Source organism: Streptomyces sp. NPDC005070, assembly GCF_053600395.1.
This window is the reverse complement of sequence record NZ_JBSFZS010000002.1, coordinates 54,172-76,704: the sequence shown is the minus strand read 5'-3', so window position 1 is coordinate 76,704 and position 22,533 is coordinate 54,172. Positions and strand designations below refer to the sequence as shown.

The 22,533-nt window shown below is 70.9% G+C and carries 19 protein-coding genes and 1 pseudogene; 8 read left to right on the top strand and 12 right to left on the bottom strand.

Going from position 1 to position 22,533, the window contains the following annotated elements; genetic code table 11:
* Window positions 1–31: 31 nt before the first annotated feature.
* A complete protein-coding gene (locus ACWEBX_RS01125) occupies window positions 32–2,233 on the bottom strand; it encodes a SpoIIE family protein phosphatase (protein WP_451882808.1) in 2,202 nt (733 codons plus the stop codon).
* A gap of 347 nt (window positions 2,234–2,580) precedes the next feature.
* On the opposite strand from ACWEBX_RS01125, the gene ACWEBX_RS01120 reads away from it, so the two are divergent.
* The gene (locus tag ACWEBX_RS01120; RefSeq protein ID WP_451882807.1) at window positions 2,581–3,165 is read left to right on the top strand and encodes a response regulator; all 585 of its coding nucleotides are present in this window, start codon (window positions 2,581–2,583) and stop codon (window positions 3,163–3,165) included.
* Window positions 3,166–3,227: 62 nt separating this feature from the next.
* Here the strand turns inward: ACWEBX_RS01120 and ACWEBX_RS01115 are convergent, their stop codons facing one another.
* Both ACWEBX_RS01115 and lepA read right to left on the bottom strand, forming a co-directional pair.
* Window positions 3,228–5,099: an AMP-dependent synthetase/ligase gene (locus tag ACWEBX_RS01115; protein ID WP_451882806.1), complete on the bottom strand. Its 1,872-nt coding sequence runs from the start codon at window positions 5,097–5,099 to the stop codon at window positions 3,228–3,230.
* Between the two features lie 225 nt (window positions 5,100–5,324).
* Entirely contained in the window at window positions 5,325–7,193 is a 1,869-nt protein-coding gene (lepA, locus tag ACWEBX_RS01110) for a translation elongation factor 4 (RefSeq protein ID WP_451882805.1), read from the bottom strand.
* A gap of 314 nt (window positions 7,194–7,507) precedes the next feature.
* Here lepA and rpsT point away from each other — a divergent pair, with 314 nt between their 5' ends.
* Entirely contained in the window at window positions 7,508–7,774 is a 267-nt protein-coding gene (rpsT, locus tag ACWEBX_RS01105; protein WP_451882804.1) for a 30S ribosomal protein S20, read from the top strand.
* 322 nt (window positions 7,775–8,096) lie between these two features.
* Here rpsT and holA read toward each other — a convergent pair whose 3' ends face one another.
* The 3 genes from holA to ACWEBX_RS01090 all read right to left on the bottom strand — a co-directional run bounded on the left by holA (window position 8,097) and on the right by ACWEBX_RS01090 (window position 10,539).
* Window positions 8,097–9,083 carry a DNA polymerase III subunit delta gene (holA, locus tag ACWEBX_RS01100; RefSeq protein ID WP_451882803.1) on the bottom strand — a complete coding sequence of 329 codons (987 nt, stop codon included), beginning with the start codon at window positions 9,081–9,083 and terminating at the stop codon, window positions 8,097–8,099.
* A 295-nt stretch (window positions 9,084–9,378) separates the two neighbouring features.
* The gene (locus ACWEBX_RS01095) at window positions 9,379–9,624 is read right to left on the bottom strand and encodes a hypothetical protein (RefSeq protein WP_261702666.1); all 246 of its coding nucleotides are present in this window, start codon (window positions 9,622–9,624) and stop codon (window positions 9,379–9,381) included.
* 84 nt (window positions 9,625–9,708) lie between these two features.
* On the bottom strand, window positions 9,709–10,539 hold the full coding sequence (locus ACWEBX_RS01090) for an arylamine N-acetyltransferase family protein (protein ID WP_451882802.1): 831 nt from the start codon (window positions 10,537–10,539) through the stop codon (window positions 9,709–9,711).
* Between ACWEBX_RS01090 and ACWEBX_RS01085 the strand changes: the two genes are divergently transcribed.
* The 3 genes from ACWEBX_RS01085 (at window position 10,538) to ACWEBX_RS01075 (ending at window position 11,754) form a co-directional block, all read left to right on the top strand.
* Window positions 10,538–10,873 carry a recombinase family protein gene (locus ACWEBX_RS01085; protein ID WP_451882801.1) on the top strand — a complete coding sequence of 112 codons (336 nt, stop codon included), beginning with the start codon at window positions 10,538–10,540 and terminating at the stop codon, window positions 10,871–10,873. The genes ACWEBX_RS01090 and ACWEBX_RS01085 overlap by 2 nt on opposite strands.
* Before the next feature lie 236 nt (window positions 10,874–11,109).
* Window positions 11,110–11,427 (top strand): hypothetical protein, encoded by a 318-nt coding sequence (locus ACWEBX_RS01080; protein WP_451882800.1) that lies wholly within the window; start codon window positions 11,110–11,112, stop codon window positions 11,425–11,427.
* A gap of 96 nt (window positions 11,428–11,523) precedes the next feature.
* Window positions 11,524–11,754 (top strand): hypothetical protein, encoded by a 231-nt coding sequence (locus ACWEBX_RS01075; protein ID WP_451882799.1) that lies wholly within the window; start codon window positions 11,524–11,526, stop codon window positions 11,752–11,754.
* A gap of 84 nt (window positions 11,755–11,838) precedes the next feature.
* Here ACWEBX_RS01075 and ACWEBX_RS01070 read toward each other — a convergent pair whose 3' ends face one another.
* Window positions 11,839–12,144, bottom strand: a complete 306-nt coding sequence (locus ACWEBX_RS01070; protein WP_451882798.1) for a hypothetical protein — start codon at window positions 12,142–12,144, stop codon at window positions 11,839–11,841.
* A gap of 347 nt (window positions 12,145–12,491) precedes the next feature.
* Window positions 12,492–12,869, bottom strand: a complete 378-nt coding sequence (locus tag ACWEBX_RS01065; RefSeq protein WP_451882797.1) for a DUF6415 family natural product biosynthesis protein — start codon at window positions 12,867–12,869, stop codon at window positions 12,492–12,494.
* 171 nt (window positions 12,870–13,040) lie between these two features.
* Between ACWEBX_RS01065 and ACWEBX_RS01060 the strand changes: the two genes are divergently transcribed.
* From ACWEBX_RS01060 to ACWEBX_RS01050, 3 genes are all read left to right on the top strand, one after another.
* Window positions 13,041–13,268 (top strand): GntR family transcriptional regulator, encoded by a 228-nt coding sequence (locus ACWEBX_RS01060; protein ID WP_451882796.1) that lies wholly within the window; start codon window positions 13,041–13,043, stop codon window positions 13,266–13,268.
* A gap of 347 nt (window positions 13,269–13,615) precedes the next feature.
* Window positions 13,616–14,560, top strand: a complete 945-nt coding sequence (locus ACWEBX_RS01055; RefSeq protein WP_451882795.1) for a hypothetical protein — start codon at window positions 13,616–13,618, stop codon at window positions 14,558–14,560.
* A gap of 131 nt (window positions 14,561–14,691) precedes the next feature.
* The gene (locus ACWEBX_RS01050) at window positions 14,692–14,946 is read left to right on the top strand and encodes a hypothetical protein (protein ID WP_451882794.1); all 255 of its coding nucleotides are present in this window, start codon (window positions 14,692–14,694) and stop codon (window positions 14,944–14,946) included.
* A 705-nt stretch (window positions 14,947–15,651) separates the two neighbouring features.
* Here ACWEBX_RS01050 and ACWEBX_RS01045 read toward each other — a convergent pair.
* The 4 genes and pseudogenes from ACWEBX_RS01045 to leuS form a co-directional block, all read right to left on the bottom strand.
* Window positions 15,652–17,136 (bottom strand): annotated as a pseudogene (locus tag ACWEBX_RS01045) (ComEC/Rec2 family competence protein); the annotation flags it as partial.
* 675 nt (window positions 17,137–17,811) lie between these two features.
* A complete protein-coding gene (locus tag ACWEBX_RS01040; protein ID WP_451882793.1) occupies window positions 17,812–18,657 on the bottom strand; it encodes a DegV family protein in 846 nt (281 codons plus the stop codon).
* Window positions 18,658–18,729: 72 nt separating this feature from the next.
* Window positions 18,730–19,461 (bottom strand): hypothetical protein, encoded by a 732-nt coding sequence (locus ACWEBX_RS01035; protein WP_451882792.1) that lies wholly within the window; start codon window positions 19,459–19,461, stop codon window positions 18,730–18,732.
* Window positions 19,462–19,604: 143 nt separating this feature from the next.
* The gene (gene leuS / locus ACWEBX_RS01030; protein WP_451882791.1) at window positions 19,605–22,493 is read right to left on the bottom strand and encodes a leucine--tRNA ligase; all 2,889 of its coding nucleotides are present in this window, start codon (window positions 22,491–22,493) and stop codon (window positions 19,605–19,607) included.
* Window positions 22,494–22,533: the final 40 nt, after the last annotated feature.

The window sequence follows — 22,533 nt, the reverse complement described above, 5'->3', positions numbered from 1 at the left end:
GGTGGACGTGTCCGGTGCGCTGCGGACCCCGCTACTCGGCCTGCAATACCAGCAGGGCCATGTCGTCCTCGGGCGGGCGGGGGCCGAAGGCGTGGACCAGGGCGCGGATCCGTTCCGCGATCATCTCGGCGTTCAGGCCCGCGCAGCCCGCGAGGGCGTGCGCGAGACCGTCCTCGTCGTCGAACTGTCGGGACCCGTCGCGCCGCTCCGTCACTCCGTCGGTGACGCACAGGAGCGTGTCTCCGGGGTACAGCTCGAAGGACTCCGCGGTGTACTCGGGGTCCTCGAAGACGCCGAGCAGGGTCTGTGGCCGGGCCATCTCCCGTACGTCGCCGTCGGGACCCAGCAGCAGCGGCAGCGGATGCCCCGCCGAGGCCAGGGTGCAGCGCACTCCGCCCTCGAAGGGGACCAGCTCGCCGTAGAGCATCGACAGGAAGCGCGTCTGCGGGCCGAGGTCGGTGCCGAGCCCGGGTCCGCCCGCGGCCACGAGCGCGCGGGCCGCCGCGTCCGCCGCCTCCGTCGCGTCGTCGAGGAGGAGCTGGTTGAGACGGTCGAGGACGTCCGCGACGTCGTAGCCCTCGCGGGCGAGGAGCCGCAGCCAGGGCCGGGCCAGGCCGATCACGACGGCGGCCTCGGGCCCCTTGCCCTGGACATCGCCGACCGCGAAGCACCAGCGCCCGTCGCCCGCCGGGAACACGTCGTAGAAGTCACCGCTCGGCCCGCCCTTGTCGAGCGGTTCGTAGACGAGGGCGCTGCGCACCCCGGGGATCTCGGCGACCGCGCCCGGCAGCAGCCCGCGCTGCAGCACCCGGCTGATGGTGGCCTGGCGCGCGTACTGGCGGGCCGCGCCGATGGCCAGGGCGATACGGCGGCTGAGGTCCTCGACGAGCCCGGTGACCTCGTCGGGGAAGGCGGGCGGTCCGGCCCGCCCGATGACGAGTGTGCCCAGCGGCCGGCCGCCCGCGATCAGCCGGTACGCGAGCGCCGCCCCGCTCGCCCCGCGGGCGCCCAGCGCCCCGCCGGGCCAGGGCACCGGGACGGCACGCGAGCGCACCGCGTCGGGCAGCCGCGGCGGGTCCTTCTCCAGGGCCTGGCGCAGGCCCTCGATCAGGTTCTCGCTGCCGTGCCAGACCCGGGCGAGGCGGGGGCCGAGGGCCAGGCCGAGCCCGCCCGCCCGGTCGGTGGCCTCGTCCTCCAGCCATACGGCGCACCAGTCGGCGAGGCGCGGGACGAGGAGCTGTCCGGCCAGCGCGGCGACCAGGTCCTCGTCGAGCTGTCCCGCGAGCAGGTCCGAGGCCTCGGCGAGGAAGGAGAGGGCACCCCGGTCGAGCCAGTCGTGGGCCCGCGCGGTGCTCCGGTCCGCCCCCGGGGCGGACACGGCGCGATACGGCTCGCCGCCGGCAACGGGCCCGTACCCCGGGACCAGCCCCTCGGTGTACCCGGTGGCCCCGGCCCCGGCCGGATCCGGACCGGCCGCGGCACCGGTGAGACCGTCGGCCCCGGCGAACCCGTCGGGGAGCGCACTCGCGAACCCGTCGGCGTCCGTGAATCCGCCCGCTCCCACGAGCGCGCCGGGGAGCCCGTCGGGGTCCGTGAATCCACCCGGTCCCGGGAGACCGCCCGGGACCGGGAGCCCGCCCGCGTCGTCGAAGCGGCCCGGCCGGCGCGGGTCGTCGGCGTCCGTGAAGACGCCCACCCCGGGCAGAGCCCCGGCGGCCCCGGCGGTCCCGTCGGCCAGCAGCCTGGACCACACCGTCTTGACGCCCGGACGATAGGTGATCCCCCAGGCCTCGGAGAGCGCGGAGACGAGGCGCAGGCCCCGCCCGTACTCCGGTGTCCCGTAAGGCGGTTCGGCGCTGTCCTCCCGTATGGCGCGCGAGGGATGCCGGTCGGAGACCTCGACGACCAGCGGGCCGGGCGGGCCGTCGGCCGGGCACTCCAGGCGGCACAGCAGCTCGACGTCGGTGCCCGCGTGCACGACGGCGTTGGTGACGAGTTCGCTGACCACGACGGACGCGTCCTCCGTGAGCCGGTCGTCGATGATCTCGGCGCCGGGCAGGGCCAGTTCGGCCCAGCTCAGGAGCGTGTCACGGAGGAACCGGCGCGCGGCCGCGGGAGCGAGCGGAGTGCCCGGCAGCGATGTACGTGACACGACGTCCCGGCCGGTGGGGTGGTGCGCGAGCACGTCCGGTGCGCACGCCGTGGACTCCCGTTGCGTCGGAATGGCCCCCACTGTGCGGCTCCCTGGGCAGTTCGGACGAAGACACCTCGGTCGATGCGGCCAGGGTGACAGACTGGCGGCGCTCATAAGCGCCGAGTCACCGAAGTGGGCCGTCAAGAGTGAGAACAGTGGTATGGATGTGTTCGAAGCCGGACAGAATCGAGCATCCGATCCGCTTTCACCGCCCGACACGACGCCGACGCCGACGGCACGGGACGGCGACTTCGGCGCGGCGAGGGTGCGTGCACGGCGTCGCCGGGCAGACGGGAATGGTCGGACAGGCTCCGGGCGGGTCATGGACCGGCCGCCGGACCCGCGAGGCACCGAGAAACCCACGGACCGAGTGAGGCACCGTCATCATGAGCGCCGAGACGACGACCGACGAGGGCGCGAGCATCCTCCTCGTCGACGACATGGAGGACAACCTGCTCGCGCTGGAGGCCGTCCTGCGTTCCCTCAACGAGCCGCTGGTGCGCGCGCGTTCGGGCGAGGAGGCGGTGAAGGCCCTGATGCGGCAGCGGTTCGCGGTCGTCCTGCTCGACATCCGCATGCCGGGCATGGACGGATTCGAGACGGCCGCGAACATCAAACGGCTCGACCGGACCAAGGACGTGCCCATCATCTTCCTGACGGGCACCGACGCCGACGCGGGCTACGCCTTCCGCGGCTACGCGACGGGTGCCGCCGACTATCTGACGAAACCGTTCGACCCCTGGGTCCTGCGCGCCAAGGTCAGCGTCTTCCTCGACCTGCACCGCAAGAACCGCCAACTGGAGTGCCTGCTCGACCGCGAACAGGACCAGTTCGACGAACTCGCCGCCCGCCTGGGGAGAATGGACACGGACCTGGCGGCGGGCACCGCCCCCGACGTGCCCGGACTCCGCGACCAGATACGGCGGATGGACGAACTGCTGAGCAGGATGCGGCGGAGGCGGGACGGATAGGAGAGAGCATCCCGGCTCCCGGCCCCCGCGGATCGGGGCCGGAAGCCGGGTGCCTGGGCCGGCTACGCCTCGCGGGAGCCCGCGTACATCTCGTCGATCAGGTGCTTGTACGCCTTCTCGACGACCGGGCGCTTCAGCTTGAGGCTCGGAGTGATCTCGCCGTGCTCGACGTCCAGGTCACGGGGCAGCAGACGGAACTTCTTGATCGTCTGCCAGCGCTGCAGGCCCGCGTTGAGCTCCTTCACGTAATCCTCGACGAGGGCGATGGTGGCGGGCGCCGCGACGACCTCGGCGTACGACTTGCCCTCCAGACCGTTGTCCTTGGCCCAGTCGAGGATGGACGGCTCGTCGAGGGAGATGAGCGCGGTGCAGAAGTTCCGGTCGGCGCCGTGCACGAGGATGTTGGAGACGTACGGGCAGACGGCCTTGAACTGGCCCTCGACCTCGGCGGGCGCGATGTACTTGCCGCCCGAGGTCTTGATGAGGTCCTTCTTGCGGTCGGTGATCCGGAGATAGCCGTCCGCGGACAGCTCGCCGATGTCGCCGGTGTGGAACCAGCCGTCCGCCTCCAGGACCTCGGCGGTCTTGTCGGGCAGCCCGTGGTAGCCCTCCATGATGCCGGGACCGCGCAGCAGGATCTCGCCGTCGTCCGCGATGCGCACCTCGGTGCCGGGCAGCGGCTTGCCGACCGTGCCGGTGCGGTAGGCCTCGCCCGGGTTCACGAAGGAGGCGGCGGAGGACTCGGTGAGTCCGTAGCCCTCCAGGATGTGGATGCCGGCGCCGGCGAAGAAGTAGCCGATGTCCGGAGCGAGGGCGGCGGAGCCGGAGATGCAGGCGCGCAGGTTGCCGCCGAAGGCCTCGCGGATCTTGGCGAAGACGAGCGCGTCGGCGACCTTGTGCTTGGCGCCGAGCGCGAACGGCACCGAGGCCGAACCCGTACGGCGGAAGTTGTCCTGGCCGGCCTTCGCGTACTCGCGGGAAACCTCGGCGGCCCACTGGAAGATCTTGTACTTGGCGCCGCCGCCGGCCCGCGCCTTGGCCGCGACCCCGTTGTAGACCTTCTCGAAGATGCGCGGCACGGCCGCCATGTACGTCGGCCGCACCACCGGAAGGTTCTCGATGATCTTGTCCACGCGGCCGTCGACGGCGGTGACGTGCCCGACCTCGATCTGGCCGGAGGTGAGGACCTTGCCGAAGACGTGCGCGAGCGGCAGCCAGAGGTACTGCACGTCGTCCTGGCCGAGCAGGCCGGTCGAGGCGATCGCCTTGGCCATGTAGGACCAGTTGTCCTGCGGCAGGCGGACGCCCTTGGGGCGGCCCGTGGTGCCGGAGGTGTAGATGAGGGTCGCGAGCTGGTCGGCGGTGATCGCGCCGACCCGCTCCTTGATCAGCTCGGGGTGCTTCTCCAGGTACGCGGAACCGCGCGCCTCCAGCTCGGCGAGCGTCAGGACCCAGTCCTCGCTCTCCACGCCCTCCGCGTCGATGACCACGACATGCGTGAGCTCGGGGAGCTCCGCGCGCTTCTCCCGGGCCTTGGCGAGCTGGGCGGCGTCCTCAGCGATGAGGACCCGGCTCGCGGAGTCGGACAGGATGAACGCCGACTCCGCGGCGTTGGTCTGCGGATACACGGTCGTGGTGGCCGCGCCCGCGCAGAGGATGCCGAGGTCGGCCAGGATCCATTCGACCCGGGTCGAGGAGGCGAGCGCGACGCGCTGCTCCGGCTGGACGCCGAGTTCGATGAGACCGGCCGCGATGGCGTAGACCCGCTCCGCGGACTGCGCCCAGGTCAGCGACTTCCACTCGTCGGGCCCGTCGCCCGGGGCCGGTACCGGGTAGCGGTATGCCTCGGCGTCGGGTGTGGCCGCCACGCGCTCCAGGAAGAGGGCGGCGACGGACGGCGGACGGTTCTCGATCAGGGTCTGTGTGTCGCTCACGACATCCTCCGGGGCCCGCGGCAGTGCGGCTGGCTCAATTGCGGCTGTTGTTTAACTCGCGAGTAACTACCGAGCAGAGATCAGACTAGAGCGCGTCCGGCCGGTGCGTAAGGGGCGGCGGCAGGTCACTTCCCGGCCACTTCCCGCAGGACACACCCCTGAGACAAGCACAGGGCCCGCCGCGCCGGAGCGCGACGGGCCCTGAATTTCCGGGATTCGGCGTGGCTACTTCTTGCCCTTGGCCGAACCGCCGCTGTCGTCGCTGGACAGCACGGCGATGAAGGCTTCCTGCGGAACTTCCACAGAGCCCACCATCTTCATCCGCTTCTTGCCCTCCTTCTGCTTCTCCAGCAGCTTCCGCTTACGGGAGATGTCACCGCCGTAGCACTTGGCGAGGACGTCCTTGCGGATGGCGCGGATGGTCTCGCGGGCGATGACCCGGGAGCCGATGGCCGCCTGGATCGGCACCTCGAAGGCCTGCCGAGGGATCAGCTCGCGCAGCTTGGCGACCAGCCGGACGCCGTACGCGTACGCCGCGTCCTTGTGCGTGACCGCGGAGAAGGCGTCGACCTTGTCGCCGTGCAGCAGGATGTCGACCTTGACCAGGCTGGAGGCCTGCTCGCCCGTGGGCTCGTAGTCCAGCGAGGCGTAGCCGCGGGTCTTGGACTTGAGCTGGTCGAAGAAGTCGAAGACGATCTCCGCGAGCGGCAGGGTGTAGCGGATCTCGACCCGGTCCTCCGAGAGGTAGTCCATGCCGAGCAGGGTGCCGCGCCGGGTCTGGCACAGCTCCATGATCGCGCCGATGAACTCCGAGGGGGCGAGGATGGTCGCCCGCACGACCGGCTCGTACACCTTGTCGATCTTGCCCTCGGGGAACTCGCTCGGGTTGGTGACCGTGTGCTCGCTGCGGTCCTCCATCTCGACGCGGTAGACCACGTTCGGGGCGGTCGCGATCAGGTCGAGCCCGAACTCGCGCTCCAGCCGCTCACGGATCACGTCGAGGTGCAGCAGCCCGAGGAAACCGACGCGGAAGCCGAAGCCCAGCGCCGCCGACGTCTCCGGCTCGTACACCAGCGCGGCGTCGTTGAGCTGCAGCTTGTCCAGGGCTTCGCGCAGCTCGGGGTAATCGGACCCGTCCAGCGGATACAGGCCCGAGAAGACCATGGGCCTGGGCTCCTTGTACCCGCCGAGCGCCTCGGTCGCGCCCTTGTGCAGGGTGGTGATCGTGTCACCGACCTTGGACTGGCGGACGTCCTTCACGCCGGTGATGAGGTAACCCACCTCACCGACACCGAGCCCGTCGGCCGCCTTCATCTCGGGGGCCGAGACACCGATCTCCAGCAGCTCGTGCGTGGCGCCGGTCGACATCATCCGGATGCGCTCACGCTTGTTGAGCTGCCCGTCGATGACACGCACGTACGTCACGACACCGCGATAGGAGTCGTAGACCGAGTCGAAGATCATCGCTCGGGCGGGGGCGTCCTGGACGCCGACCGGGGCCGGGATCTCGGCGACGACCTTGTCGAGCAGCGCCTCGACGCCCAGACCCGTCTTGGCGGAGACCTTGAGAACGTCCTCGGGGTCGCAGCCGATGAGGTTGGCGAGCTCCTCGGAGAACTTCTCCGGCTGGGCGGCCGGCAGGTCGATCTTGTTCAGTACGGGGATGATCTTGAGGTCGTTCTCCATCGCCAGGTAGAGGTTGGCGAGAGTCTGCGCCTCGATGCCCTGGGCCGCGTCGACCAGCAGGACCGTGCCCTCGCAGGCCGCGAGCGACCGGGACACCTCGTACGTGAAGTCGACGTGCCCGGGGGTGTCGATCATGTTGAGGACGTGGGTCCTGCCCGGGTCCTCGGTCGGCGCCCAGGGCAGCCGGACCGCCTGGGACTTGATCGTGATGCCACGCTCGCGCTCGATGTCCATACGGTCGAGGTACTGAGCACGCATCTGCCGCGGGTCGACCACCCCGGTCAGCTGGAGCATGCGGTCGGCGAGCGTGGACTTGCCGTGGTCGATGTGCGCGATGATGCAGAAATTGCGGATCAGAGCCGGGTCGGTACGGCTCGGCTCGGGCACATTGTTAGGGGTCGCGGGCACGCAGGGTCCTGTCTCTTGAGGCGCCTGTCGCCTCGGGTCGGATCGATACGTAGATTCCATGGTCCCACGCGCGGCGGGCTGCGACCGGTGTGGGCCGCGCGAGAGGGACGGCCGTGCCCGTCCCGAAGGCCCTGACCAGGGCGGCGGTGAACGATCTCCAGGCCGGGGCGCACGGCCGGTTTGGGCCGGTCGTGCGGGGGCTGGTAGCCTGGGTGGCTGTGTCTCGTGCCCTCTCTGCAGGAGACGCACCCAAGAAAATCAAACGGCGGGTGAGACGTGCCGTCTCACGCGCCTGAACCTGTAAAGGCTCATCAGTGGCGAACATCAAGTCCCAGATCAAGCGGATCAAGACCAACGAGAAGGCCCGGCTGCGCAACAAGGCCGTCAAGTCCTCTCTGAAGACCGCGATCCGCAAGGCCCGCGAGGCTGCTGCCGCGGGTGACGTCGAGAAGGCCACCGTCGCGGCGCGCGAGGCTTCGCGCAAGCTCGACAAGGCCGTCGCGAAGGGCGTCATCCACAAGAACCAGGCCGCCAACAAGAAGTCGGCGCTTGCTTCGAAGGTCGCCTCCCTCCAGGGCTGAGTCGGCTGAGCTCTCCGGGGCTCAACCCTGACCTGCTTGACGTGATCGTCGGCCGGACCCGAGCGGGCCCTCTCTCTCCGCTCCCGACCCGACACCCCCGGATTCGCGCACGATCTGCGTTCGCCACGCGGGCGTGAATCCACCGGTTCGAACCGAAGGCCCCGCTCCTCCCTTCCCCGGGAGAACGAGCGGGGCCTTCGGTGTTACCACTGGGTCTTCGGTGTCCCACGGGGGATTCGGTGTCCCACGGGGGATTCGGTGTCCCACGGGGGGATTAAGTGCGCCCCTGGATCGTCGGGGGTGCTGCGAAGGACCTGGGGGGCTAACGCCGGCCTGAGCGGGCCGCGCGGGCGATGGCCACGACGGCCTTCTCCAGGGCGTACTCGGGGTCGTCCCCGCCGCCCTTCACCCCGGCGTCCGCCTCCGCGACCGCCGTGAGCGCCATGGCGACCCCGTCGGGCGTCCAGCCCCGCATCTGCTGCCGCACGCGGTCGATCTTCCACGGCGGCATCCCGAGCTCACGGGCCAGATCGGCGGGCCTGCCGCCCCGCGCGGAGGACAGCTTGCCGATCGCCCGCACCCCCTGCGCGAGCGCGCTGGTGATCAGGACGGGGGCCACACCGGTCGACAGCGACCACCGCAGCGCCTCCAGCGCCTCCGCGGCCCGCCCCTCGACGGCCCGGTCGGCCACGGTGAAACTGGACGCCTCGGCCCGCCCGGTGTAGTACCTCCCGACAACGGCCTCGTCGATCGTCCCCTCGACGTCCGCGACGAGCTGCGACGCGGCGGACGCCAGCTCCCGCAGATCGCTCCCGATGGAGTCCACCAGCGCCTGGCAGGCCTCCGGAGTGGCCGCCCGGCCCAGCGACCGGAACTCGCTCCGCACGAACGCCAGCCGGTCCGCCGGCTTCGTCATCTTGGGGCACGCCACCTCCCGCGCGCCCACCTTGCGCGCGGCGTCGAGCAGCGCCTTGCCCTTGGCCCCGCCCGCGTGCAGGAGCACCAGGGTGATCTCCTCGGCGGGAGCCCCCAGATACGCCTTGACGTCCTTGATCGTGTCGGCCGACAGATCCTGCGCGTTGCGGACGATCACGACCTTGCGCTCGGCGAAGAGCGACGGGCTCGTCAGCTCGGCGAGCGTGCCCGGCTGCACCTGGTCCGGGGTGAGGTCCCGGACGTCCGTGTCGGCGTCGGCGGCCCTGGCGGCGGCCACCACCTCCTGCACGGCACGGTCGAGCAGGAGATCCTCTTGGCCCACTGCCAGCGTGACAGGGGCGAGAGGGTCGTCTTGTGCGGTCTTCTTGGCCATCACGGAAAGCATCCCACGCGCCACTGACACCAGCTGCCGCGTACCGCGGCCCACGCCGATCCGGCCTCGCGCGACTGGGTCGACCGGGGCTGGTTCACGCGGCCGGGTCCGCCGGGGCTGGTTCGCGCGGCCGGATCGACCGAGATTGGTTCACGCGGCCGGGTCCACCGGGGCCGGTGAACCTCGGCCGGCCCAGGTGCGCGCGGCCCGGCCCGTCCGGCGCGCGCGGCCCGGTCGAGCCGGGCGCGCAAGAGCCCGGTCGAGCCGGGCGCGCACGGACCCGGGCGGACTCCGGCTACGGCTCCTCGTGCCAGCCGTCCCATTCGGCCGCGAACTCGTCCAGTTCCTTCGGGTCGAGCCGTGCCCCGGGGTCCGTCAGCACCACCAGCCACTGCGCGTCCTCGGCATCGTCCTCGCCCGCGAGGGCGTCCCGCACGAGCTGCGGCTCCTCCAGCAGCCCGAACCGGTCACCGACGGCCTCCGCCGCCTCCTCCGCGGCGTCACGGTCGGGCAGCACCAGTACATGTCTCACATCGCTCACCCGGACATCTTCCGGTACGCCCGGCGCGGCCGACGCCGGGATCCCGGTCCGGTGCGTGTGATCTGCGCGGCTTCCCGGCCCCGGCTACCCGAACTCCTTGACCACCGGCACCCGGTCCAGCTCGATCCCGAAGCGTTCCCGGTACGTGGCCAGCACCTCCTCGTCGGTCACCAGCTCCGTCACCTCCTTGGTCCCGTCGGCCGCCGACACCGTGAACTTGCGGCCGCTGAGCGTGATCCGGCCCCCGTCCTCGGTGACCCGCGAGCAGACCAGCGACCGGGTGAAGTGCGACAGCGGCGAGGTGCCGTGCCACCAGGCTCCGGCACGGAAGTCCCCGAGGACCCGCGGCCGTCCCTCCAGCCGGTACTGGCGCTTGTCGCCCAGGAGGACGTCGAGGTCCTCCAGTCGCCGGGAATCGCCCGCTCCCCGCACCCCCGCCGCGTCCGGCGCCGACTCCACGACCCGGAACATTCCGCCGGGGTCCCGCTGTTCGCCCCGCTCCGTGAACGACAGCGGATAGTGGCTGTGGGCCCCGAACCCGACGTCGGTCAGCCAGTCGCCCCCGTCCACCGTCCGTACCCGCAGAGCGAGATGGTCGTAGGGGATCCCGAGCTTCCCGTCGTCGCCGTACACCCGCGCCGCGAGCAGCGTCACGTCGTAGCCCAGCGCCCCCAGCAACGCCGCGAACGCGCCGTTCAGTTCGTAGCAGAAGCCCCCTCTGCGCGCGCCCACCACCTTGTCCAGCAGCCTCTTCTCCTCCAGCACGATCTCCTCTCCGAGATGGATCGACAGGTTCTCGAACGGCACTGTCCGCAGATGGCAGAGCTGCAGCTCGCGGAGCACATCGGACGTGGGCCATGCCGGGTGCTGGGCCCCGATGCGGCGAAGGTAGGCGTCGGCCTGTGCGGAGTTCATGCCTTCAGTGTCGCGCCACACCGAGCCCTTCGCCCTCACCGGTGACGGCGAGATCACCGTCCTCGTCGGTCCGCAGCACCATCGCGCCCCCGGCCCACAACATCACCAGCAGCACGCCGACAACCTGGCTTCCGAGGCCGAGCACGGCCCGTGGAACTGGGGCAAGGCGTACTCCGACACCGGCTCCGCGTCCAAATACGCGAAGAAGGCCCGCGAGGACTTCGAGCGTCTGCTGTCGGACCTGCGCACCGGTGCCTTCGGCGAGCCCGGCACAGTGCTCGTACTGTGGGAGATCAGCCGTCTCGCCCGTGAGACCGCCGGGATGTCTCGCTGATCGCGATGCGTGGGAACAGTGCGGGTACAGGATCCACGTGACCTCCGAGGGCGAGACCGGGCGGACCGACCGCCCACGCAACTACGCCGACCGGCACAGCCTCGTGACCGGCATTGCGGACGCCGACATGGAGGACGAGCACCTGTCGACCCGCACCCTGCGAGGGCTCAACTCGGCCGCCCGTGCAGGCCGTCCGCAGGGCAGGTGCCGTTCGGCTACGTCCGCGAGGGGTGGTCGTGGACGGCCACCCCCGGTCGGTCTCGCAGGTGCCCGACCTGAAGACCCGCCCCCTAATCAAGGAGCTGTACAAGCGCGTGGTGGGCGTGCGCGGCAACTTGTCGGAACCGATGTACGCCATCGCCAAGGACTGGGCGGCGCGAGGCGTCGTCGGCAAGAAACGGGAAGACCTTCACCCCCAGAAGCTCCGCTCGATGCTCCTCCGCCCGGCCAACGCCGGGCGGCGCAAGCACAACGGCTTCCTGACGCCGGAGGTGTGGGAAGGTGGACGCCGATCGTCTCCCGCGAGCTGTGCGATCAGGCCCAGCGGCTGTTGACCAGCCCCGGCCGACGGACGTACAACGGCGGGGCCATCAAGGACGTGCTGAGCCTGACCCTCAAGTGCGACGTCTGCGGCGGGGGGCACGGTCGTCGTGACCCGCCGGAAGAAGGGCACGGCCGACGCCGTGGGGTACCAGTGCGGGCCCAAGGGGCACGTGGGGATCCCGAAGGAGGAGACCGACCGGTTCCTGATCGGAGACCTGGACGCCGCCGCCCCGGAGGCTGGCAAGCCCGCGCCCGAGCTGGGAGTGATCCGGCGTACCTGTCCGCGCCTCACCGGCTCAGTGCCCCTGCGGCAGCAGCAAGTTCCCACCTATTTGTGACGTGGAGCTGGTCTTCCATCGGGTGCTGCGGCTGAAACCGTGGCTTGCGTCCCTGGTTACTCGGCTTGGGACCGTTGACGCTCTTCACCTGGTCCCTCCATCCAGGGGCGAGCCGGAAAACCTCCGGGCGGGCGCGGATCTCGTCAACGTCCTTGCCCGCTGGCCGGAACACGAGTTGCTTTCCTCCCCGATGGGTTTCAGTGCTTCGGAGGTGTATCTCGGCAACAGGCTCGGCTCGACCACGAGCGTGACCAGATAGCCCTCCTCGCCCCACTGGGTGTTCCAGAGCTTTATCTCCAGCGAGGTCACGTCTGCGATCAACTTGGCAGTCTGAGTGGCTCCCTGGTGCTGCATGATCAAAACGCTGGTCCTCAGGAGCCACTCACCCACCAAGGGAGCGTTCTACGGTGCGTCCAGCGCCATGGACAAGTCGGGAGGCGAGAGCGCTTCAGTCGTGCACGAGATTGAGGCACCCCTCGCTGACAGCGGAAGGGCGCCTGAGCGGGACGGGCCATCTCAACTTGGTCAGCCGACAATCAGGTTGAGGGTCGAGAGCACACACGACGGAGCCGGCCGGGTGCTGCCCGGCCGGGCTCCCTGCTGTCCGCACTACGCCTCAGGCCGTCCCCGGACTATCCGCCACAGGCGCTGGGCCACCGGGCACATCCCGTGTCGGCAGTCGGGGCACGACTGCCCGTGATCCAGCAGCCTGCGGTAGGCGGCCTTGTCGGGGGCGGTCACTGCTGCGCCCCGTCCAGGTTCTGTACGTGGTCGCACAGGGCGTTCACCGACCGGGCCAGCCGCTGTGCGTGACCCACCGCAGCGGGCAGCGTGGGGCCGGGCTCCATCCCGAGGCGCATCCTCGCCTCGCCGATGCACGCCAGCGCGCACGCCCGGGGCACGTCGGCCTCGGGCAGGGGCCGGGCCGCGTCCTCCACCGCCGGGACGAGCAGCATCATGTGCCCGCGCAGCGTGAGCGTCAGTGTCTCCAACTCGTCGGCCGTGGGCAGTTCGGCGTCCTCGGCCAGCAGTCGCCGGGCCGTCTCCCGCATGGTCTCCAGGTCGAGCGGCAGCGCCCCTCCACCAGTCGCCTGCGGGGTCATAGTCTTCGCCATGTCGTCGCTCCTTCGAAGCGTCGGCCACGCCCCGGGGCCCTGCCAGGCCGCCGGGGTCCTTCGTCGCTCAACGTAGCGCGATCCGCGTCCCCCTGCGTCCCATTGCGTTCCAACGCGTCCGGACGCGTTCCTGTGATGCCGGGTGCACCCCACCGCGTCAGGGTGGGGATCATGGCCGACCTGCCCCGGTACGAGTACGTACGCATTGCTGACGCCGTCGCCGCCGACATCGCCTCCGGCCGCCTGCCGCTGGGGGCCCGGCTGCCCGGCGAGCGCGAAGCCCTCACGCTCTACTCCACGAGCATCGGCACCTGGCGCCGGGTGGTGCGCGAGCTGCGGGAGCGCGGCCTTGTCGCCACCCTCCCCGCCAAGGGCACCTTCGTCATCGCCGAGCCCTGAGCCGTCACGCTCCGGCTGCGCGGTAACCCCTTCGGCCCGGGCCCCTCAGCAGTCTGATCAGGTGCCTGACGGACCGGTCTGATCAGCCCTCTGACGGCGGCCTGAGAGCCCATTGCCGACGGTTTAGCTAAATCGGCTGAAGCCCCAGCTCAGATCAGGTGCTGTACGCTCCCGAAATCCCTCATACATAACCGTGGGCTGGGAGTAGCAGAGGGACCGAACGACCACGGACCAGCGACACAATCCGTGGTCGTTTTCCGTGTGCTGGGGCGGGTCCTCTTCCCGGAGGAGCCCCACATGCGCTAACCAACCTCGACGAGATCCGCGCCGGGCCCGCCCTCATCTCGATGGCCCGGGCGGCCCGAGCCCTGGCTATTGGCACCGCCACCGCGTACGACTGGCAACGACGGGGCGAGTTCCCCGTGCTGATGCTCAGGGTCGGCAGGCGTCCCTGCCGCCGTGTCCGCACGGCCGACCTCGTCCGGTACCTGGAGGCCGACGGGGTACATCCGAGTGACCATCTACCTCGCGCTCGCCGCTGCGGCAGGAGGTGGTTCTACCTTCGGGCCCGGCTCAGGCAGGCCCGAGCCGTCCGCGACGCCCGCCGGGCGATCGAGGCGGGCAAGGCCGCCAAGGCTCAGGAGGAAGCCCAACGGCCGCTGATGCAGCGAATCCTGACGGCCACTCCGGATCCGGTCCGGATCCGCCTGTTCGCCTGGAGTCCAGATCCCCGGATCTGCCCGTACGTCCGGGTCGCTCGGCGGGGCCCGCGGGGCCGGTTCGAGCGGATCGATCCGGCACAGCAGATCATGATCGTCGGCCTGACCGGATCCGGTAAGTCGTCCACGCTCCGGATGCTGGCCGCGTGGGCTCTCGGCAACCCTCGCTGGTCGCTGGAAGCGTGGGACGGCAAGTGGGACGCCTCGGTGCGCGCCTACCGGGGCAAGTCGCCCGTCCTCGACACGATGCCCGACATCGAGGCCCGCCTGCGGGACCTCATCGGCCGCGAGCCGCCAGCCGGAGCGCTAATGGCCGAGCCGCCGCACCTGGCGATCATCATGGGCGAGTCCCGGCTGCTGACCATGCTGTCGGCCGAAGGCATGCGCGACCTGATCACGGTCATCCAGACCGGACGCGACCTGGGCGTGCACCTGTGGTTCGGCTTCCAGGACCCCAAGACCGACAGCGTCCCGAGCGAAATCCGCGATCAGTTCACCTGCAAGCTCGTCCACCAGCTCCATACCCGCGAGGCCGCACAAGTCGCGCTCAAGGAACTCGTGGCCGCCGGATGAGCACCGCACCGGCTGATGCGCTTGGGCCGGATGCTCATCTGGACGCCTGTGCGCGCCATGGCCGGGCCCCGGGTCGTGTAAGGCGTGTGGCTGTCGACCGGTCGGCTCGCAGCCCTGGAGCCGCCGGGGCCGTGGTGTGGTCCACGGTCGCGATCGGCGGGCTCCTCTCCATGGCCTCGCCGGTGTGGGTCGCCTACGGCATCGCCGCCGTCTTCGACCTCGCATGGATCGGCTTCATGGTCTCCGGGAAGCTGCGGGACGGAGCCCTGGACACTCAGCGCGCCTTCGGCGATCTCGATGGGCACCGGCCCGCACTTCTAGCCGTGCAGGACACCGTCGACGACGACACGGCCTACCGGGCAGAACTCTTTGGTGGACTGATCTGACCGCAACCCTGGAAAGGTGGCGCCCACAGAAACCCACCGCAGCGCCGTACGACCGCAAGGCATGGGCCGCGCCATCCCGCAGTCGTCGGCATCCCTGCGCCCGCCGCATTCTGCTGGACCATCGCCCACGCAGACGTGCACTAGGCGAATCTCACCGCCTCACCTCTACAACTGCTGGACTGGGAGGGATGGGGGCGAGCCCCTGAGGGATTCGACACCGCCACGCTCTACGCCTACACGCTGCTCCAGCCGAGCACGGCTGCCCGAGTCCGTGCACCCTTCCCCGTACTGGGCGGCCCCGCCAGCCTTGCTGCCGAAGCTACAGTCTGCGCCCAACTGCTCCAGACCGTAGCCCGCGGACAACTTGACGCTCAACGAACCAGTCCAGACCTGGGCCGAGGAATTTCGCAGCCGATGACCCAGCGCCCACTCAGCTCGTCGGCAGCTGGGCCGGAGACCACCCACATCTCCTGCAGCATCTCTTTCGATATCTCTTGCAGCTTCTCTTGCGACATCTCTTGCGCGAGGACAGGAGCCCCAGCGGACGTCCCAGCAGCTCACCCCAGCAATCATCCCGTGGTCGGAATGCTGACATCCTTTCTACTGCCAGTTTTCTCACGCTGATTGAAGAGAGAAGGGGTGAGGCTGGGGTGAGGCCTGGTCTTGAGGTCAGCTGAGAGCTGGACCCGGACGAACGCGACCAGCAGCAGTCTGCGACGGGGCTGTCCCCAGCGCCGTGGCCGGCGTGAACGCGAACTCCGCGATGAGATTGCACGGCACTGCCACCAGACTCACCCGGGCCGACAGCACGGCGACCACCGGCGCGCACAGCGCCGGCGCGGCGGCGGCCGCGGCCAGCGCCTCGGCCGCGCGCGGAGGCACCCGGCGTCGCCGCAGGGCCGCGCTCCAGCGCGGGGCGAGCGTGAGCAGGGCTCCGGTCGCGAGGACGGAGAGCAGGAACCCGTAACTGCGGGCGAGCCAGGGGTCGTACAGCACCAGGACCAGAACCGCGGCGGCCAGCGCCGGGATCAGCGATCTGCGGCGCCCGATCGCGATGGCGAGCAGCGAGACCCCTCCGCAGGCCGCCGCCCGCAGCACGCTCGGGTCCGGCCCGCATACGGCGACGAAGGCGAGCGTGAGCGCTCCGCCGAGCAGGGCGGTCGCCCTCAGCGAAACCCCGAGCCGCGAGGCGAGGCCCCGGCGCTCCGCCCGTTGGGCGAGGCCGGGTGGCCCGGTGAACAGCGCGAGGACGATGACGAGATTGCCCCCACTGACCGCGAGGAGGTGCGTGAGGTCGGTGGCCTTGAAGGCGTCGTCCAGCTCCGGCGTGAGGTGTCCCCCACCACCAGCCCCGGCAGCAGCGCCCGCGCGTCCGCGTCCAGGCCGTCGGTCGCCTTGCGCAGCCCTTCGCGCAGCCGGCCCGCGAACCGCTGCGGACCGGACGGCGCTCCGACCACAGCCGGCGCCGCGCTCCCCCGTACCCGCAGCACCGCGGCGATGTCCTTCCCGTCCGACAGGGCGGGCACGACCCGTGCCGCCACCCGCAGCCGCGTCGACGGCAGCAGCGACAGCCAGGGCGAGCGGCCGCCGCTCTCCCGGGGCGCGTCTCGTCGGGAGCGGGCGTCGACGATCACCAGCACCGGGGTCCGGGTGGCCAGCACCGTGCCGTCCGCCTGTGTGACCCGCGTGACGTCGGCGTCGAACATCAGGGCCGTCGGGGCGATGTGGTCCCCGTTGATCCGAGGCCGGGCGAGGCGGGGATCGGAGGTGATCTCCACCTCCGCGGTCACTTCGGCGAACCTCTCCGCGAGCGCGGGGACGGGGCCGCGCCGCAGGTCCGCCGCGTGTAGCCCCGCGGCGGCACCGGCACAAAGGAGCACGGCGGCGGCGGACCCCCACAACCCGGGTCGCACCGCGCCCGAGTGTCCTCGCCGAACGTCACCGACGGCTCCCCGGCGGACGCCCAGTTCTCTCCGCCCCGGCCGCGCGTCCCTCCGCCCCACCGCCAACAGTACGCCGGCCTTCTGCCAGGGACACGGCCACGACGACCGTGACCCAGCCCGGCGACGCTCCGACGCTCACCGCCGCCGTGAGCCAGGCCGCCGCCGTGGGGGCCACGAGCCGGAGGTCGGTCGGCCCCTCCGTCCTGGGGTGCGAGGCCCCCAGCCGTCTCCCCGAGGCCGCGTGCACGGGCCTGCGGCCGGTGACGCCGGGGATACCCGCAGGGCGCCCCGGGGGCCCCTGCGACTCCCAGGGCTCCCTCGTCATCCGGGGACGGGGCTCCGGCATCCTCACCGGCTCGCCGGAAACCCCGCCGGACACCGGGGCGACCCGCTGGCGCCTCACCTCGGAACCGGAACCGGAGCCGCTCATGGTCGCACCAGGTCCCGGAGATCGGCGAAGCGGCGGTCTCCGATCCCGTTCACTTCGCGGAGTTCGTCGACCGAGCGGAAACCGCCGTGCGGGCGACCAACTCTCGGGCAGCGTGCCCGCGTCCCCGTCATCGCGGTCCCGCCTCGGTGGCCCGTTCCCCGACTCGCGCCGTCTCTGGACGTGTTCGGTGAAGAGGGCGTCGGCGCGCAGGCGGAGGGCCGCGGCCGACGCGTCGTGGCGGCGGGTCCGGGTTCGCCGGTCGCGGCGGCGATGACGGCTGCGGCTGTCGGGGAGTGGGCCACGACCCGGGCCACTGGTCGGAGTCGCGGTGCGTGAGCTCGATCGACGTTCCATGCGGCGAGGATGCGGCAACCTCGCACCCTCGTGATGATCATGCTCAATTCCGGTGGAAAGCCACCCAGTTGTGGATAACTCCATCGCCCGCACGAGCGACGCACGCGGGTGACGCGAGTGATGCAGGCGCCGGCCCTCTCATCGGGGCGACACGACCGCCGCCAGCAGTCCGGGCCCGGTGTGGGCTCCGATCACCGCGCCCACCTCGCTCACGTGCAGTTCGGCGAGTCCCGGCACCCGCGCCCGCAGCCGGTCCGCGAGGGCCGACGCCCGCTCGGGGGCGGCCAGATGGTGAACGGCGATGTCGACCTGGGCGCTGCCCGCCCGGTCGACGACGATCTCTTCCAGCCGCGCGATCGCCTTGGACGACGTCCGGACCTTTTCGAGGAGTTCGATGCGGCCGTCGTGGAGCTGCAGCAGCGGCTTCACGGCGAGCGCGGAACCCAGCAGGGCCTGCGCGGCCCCGATCCTGCCGCCCCGGCGGAGGTAGTCGAGGGTGTCGACGTAGAAGTGGGCGGACATGCCCGCGGCCCGCTTCTCGGCGGCCGTGACCGCGTCGTCGACGGACCCGCCCGCCTCGGCGGAATCGGCGGCGGCCAGCGCGCAGAACCCGAGAGCCATGGCGACCATCCCGGTGTCGACGACGCGCACGGGCACGGGGGCGTCGCGCGCCGCGAGCACCGCGGCGTCGTAGGTGCCCGAGAACTCGGAGGAGAGGTGCAGCGAGACGATGCCGGTGGCGCCGGCCTCGGCGACCTCGCGGTAGGTCGCGGCGAAGGTCTCGGGGCTGGGCCGGGAGGTCGTGACTGGGCGCCGCTTCTGGAGCGCCTGGGCCAGGGAGCGGGCCGAGATCTCGGTGCCCTCTTCGAGCGCCTGGTCCCCGAGGACCACGGTCAGGGGAACCGATGTGATGCCGTGGCGCTCCATCGTCCGCGGCGGCAGGTAGGCCGTTGAATCGGTGACGATCGCGACATGGCGGGACATGAGCTGGAGATTACCTGGCGGGACCGGTGCGCGGCAGCCCGGCCCCTTCCACCTGCGGTCGGAACGGCTGGATCATGTCGTGCTCTCGGGGCGGGGCTTCTTCTGCCAAGGGTAGGTGGGCCGTTGGCCGGGCGGCGTGATGGCCGAACGGCCGGCCCCGTCGTCGGGACGGGACTGCCGGGGCCCGGGCGCGCTCCGTCCGCCGGAGGTCTCCGCGTCCGCGGCGGGAGCATCGGGCCAGGACCTGGGCGGTCCCGGCTCCTTGGTCCAGTGACGCAGTGCGCCGGCCTCCACGTCGATCTGGGCGCTCAGTGTGTCCAGGTCGTCGCCGGCGAAGCGGTGGGCCCGGTCTCGGGCGGCCCAGCGCAGCGAGTCCGCCGACTCCGTGATCCGCCGGGTGCGCTCGCGCAGGCCCGGAAGCCGGGTGGCGAGCGTGTTCCGGTCGGGCTCGGCCTCCAGACGCTTCAGCTCGGCGTCCAGCTCGTGCCCGTGGGTGCTGAGCCGCTCGAAGAGGCTCAGGGACTCCTTGAGGGACTCGTCCTCCGCGGCGCCCGCATCCAGCGCGTCCTGGGTGGCGCGCATCGATGTGCGCAGCGACAGTCTGAGCTGGGCGAGCTCGCCCTGGGGGCCGGGCTGGGCGAAGGTCTTCGCCCGCAGCGTGGTGTCCTCGACCGTGCGGCGGGCCTGCGAGATGGTGCGGTCCACACCGCGCTTGGCGGCGCCGATCACCTTCACCGTCGCATACGCGCCGAACACCACGAACAGCAGGAAGAGCAAGGCGATCACAGTGATCACGGTACCCATCACACTCCTCCTCCGACCGGCCGCGGCAGCTTTCGCCGCGCTCTCAACGGTAAACGCTGCGGGCAGGTTCGGGGTTCCGGAAGAACCCCGAACCTGCCCGTAGGGGACTACCCCGAGCCGCCGCGCGGCCCGGACCTGCGCGACTACGCCGTGACGATGTTGACCAGCTTCGGCGCGCGCACGATCACCTTGCGGATTCCCGCGCCGTCCAGCGCCGCGACGACCTTCTCGTCGGCCAGCGCCACCTTCTCCAGCTCCGCGTCGGTGATCGACGGGGAGACCTCCAGGCGGGCCTTGACCTTGCCCTTGATCTGCACGACGCAGGTCACGGCCTCGTCGACGACGTACGCCGGGTCGGCGACGGGGAAGTCCTGGTGGACGACCGAGTCGGCGTGGCCCAGCTTGCGCCACAGTTCCTCGGCGATGTGCGGGGCCAGCGGCGCGACCATCAGCACCAGCGCCTCGGCGACCGGGCGTGCCAGCGGCTCGCCCGTCTTGGTCAGGTGGTTGTTCAGCTCGGTGACCTTGGCGATGGCGGTGTTGAACCGCATGCCCTCCAGATCCTGGCGCACACCGTCGATCGCCTTGTGCAGGGCACGCAGCGTGTCCTCGTCCGGCTCGGAGCCGACGACCGTGACCTCGCCGGTCGTCTCGTCGACGACGTTGCGCCACAGCCGCTGCAGCAGGCGGTACTGGCCCACCACCGCGCGCGTGTCCCAGGGGCGGGACACGTCCAGGGGACCCATCGCCATCTCGTACAGGCGCAGGGTGTCCGCTCCGTACTCGGCGCAGATCTCGTCCGGGGTGACCGCGTTCTTCAGGGACTTGCCCATCTTGCCCAGCAGCCGGGAGACCTTCTCGCCCTGGTGGTAGTAGGCGCCGTCGCGCTCCTCCACCTCGGCGGCCGGTACGGCGATACCGCGGCCGTCGCGGTACACGTAGGCCTGGATCATGCCCTGGTTGAACAGCTTGTGGAACGGCTCGGCCGACGAGACGTGACCCAGGTCGAACAGGACCTTCGACCAGAAGCGCGCGTACAGCAGGTGCAGCACGGCGTGCTCGGCACCGCCGACGTACAGGTCGACGCCGCCCGTGGGCTGACCCTCGCGCGGACCCATCCAGTACTGCTCGATGGCCGGGTCGACCAGCTTCTCGTCGTTGTGCGGGTCCAGGTAGCGCAGCTCGTACCAGCAGGAACCGGCCCAGTTGGGCATGGTGTTGGTCTCGCGGCGGTACTTCTGCGGGCCACGGCCGTCGCCCAGGTCCAGGGTGACGTGGACCCAGTCGTCGTTGCGGGACAGCGGGGTCTCGGGGGACGTGTTCGCGTCGTCCGGGTCGAAGGTGCGCGGCGAGTAGTCCTCGACCTCCGGCAGCTCCAGGGGCAGCATCGACTCGGGCAGCGAGTGGGCGACGCCGTCCTCGTCGTAGACGATCGGGAACGGCTCGCCCCAGTAGCGCTGGCGGCTGAACAGCCAGTCGCGCAGACGGAAGTTGACGGTGCCCTCGCCGATGCCGCGGCGCTCCAGCCACTCCGTGATGCGCGCCTTGGCGTCGACGACGCCCAGGCCGTCCAGGGAGACGTCGTCGCCGGCGGAGTTGACGATCTTCGCCTCGTACGAGGCGAAGGCGTCGTCCCAGGTGGAGGCGTCGGTACCGCGGTCGTCCGAGGGTTCGACCACACAGCGCATGGGCAGCTCGAAGGCGCGCGCGAACGCGAAGTCGCGGCTGTCGTGCGCCGGGACGGCCATGATCGCGCCGGTGCCGTAGCCCATCAGCACGTAGTCGGCGATGAAGACCGGGACCTTCTCGCCGTTGACCGGGTTGGTGGCGAACACGCCGGTGAACACACCGGTCTTGTCCTTGGCCTCGGCCTGGCGCTCGACGTCGGACTTCGAGGCGGCCTGCGCGCGGTAGGCGGCGACGGCCTCGCCGGGCGTCGCGTGACCGCCGGTCCACACGTCGTGGGTGCCCTCGGGCCAGGCGGCCGGGGTGAACTTCTCGACCAGCGGGTGTTCCGGGGCCAGCACCATGTAGGTGGCGCCGAACAGGGTGTCCTGGCGGGTGGTGAAGACCGTGATCGCTTCGCCGTCGATCGGGAAGTCGACACGGGCGCCCTCGGAGCGGCCGATCCAGTTGCGCTGCTGCAGCTTGATGGCCTCGGGCCAGTCCAGCGCGTCCAGGTCGTCCAGCAGGCGGTCCGCGTAGGCGGTGATGCGCATGTTCCACTGGCGCAGTTTGGACTTGAAGACGGGGAAGTTGCCGCGCTCGGAACGGCCGTCCGAGGTGACCTCCTCGTTGGCCAGGACGGTGCCCAGGCCGGGGCACCAGTTGACCGGCGAGTCGGAGGCGTACGCCAGGCGGTAGCCGCTCAGGACGTCGGCGCGCTCGCCGGCGCTCAGTTCGTTCCACGCGCGCGAGGTGCCATCGACGGCGACGGCACGCTCACCGCTCTCGAACTGGGCGATCAGCGCGGAGATGGGGCGGGCCTTCGCGGCCTCGTCGTCGTACCAGGAGTTGAAGATCTGCAGGAAGATCCACTGGGTCCACTTGTAGTACTCCGGGTCGATCGTGGCGAACGACCGGCGCTTGTCGTGGCCCAGGCCCAGCGCGCGGAGCTGGACCTTCATGTTCTCCATGTTGGCCTCGGTGGACACGCGCGGGTGCGTGCCGGTCTGCACGGCGTACTGCTCGGCGGGCAGGCCGAAGGCGTCGAAGCCCAGGGTGTGCAGGACGTTGTGGCCCGTCATCCGCTGGAACCGGGCGTATACATCGGTGGCGATGTAGCCCAGGGGGTGGCCGACGTGCAGACCCGCACCCGAGGGGTACGGGAACATGTCCATGATGAACTTCTTGGGCCGGGCCGCCAGCTCGGGATCCCCGGCCAGGTCCCCGGTGGGGTTCGGAGCCTCGTACGTGCCCTCGGCGTCCCAGAAGTCCTGCCAGCGTGCCTCGATGTCGGCGGCCAGGGCGGCCGTGTAGCGGTGCGGCGCGGCCGACTCGGCGGTGGCGGCAGCGGTGTTCGTCTCGCTCATGTCCTCAAAGCTCCATCGATCGTCTCTGCCAGCAGAAATG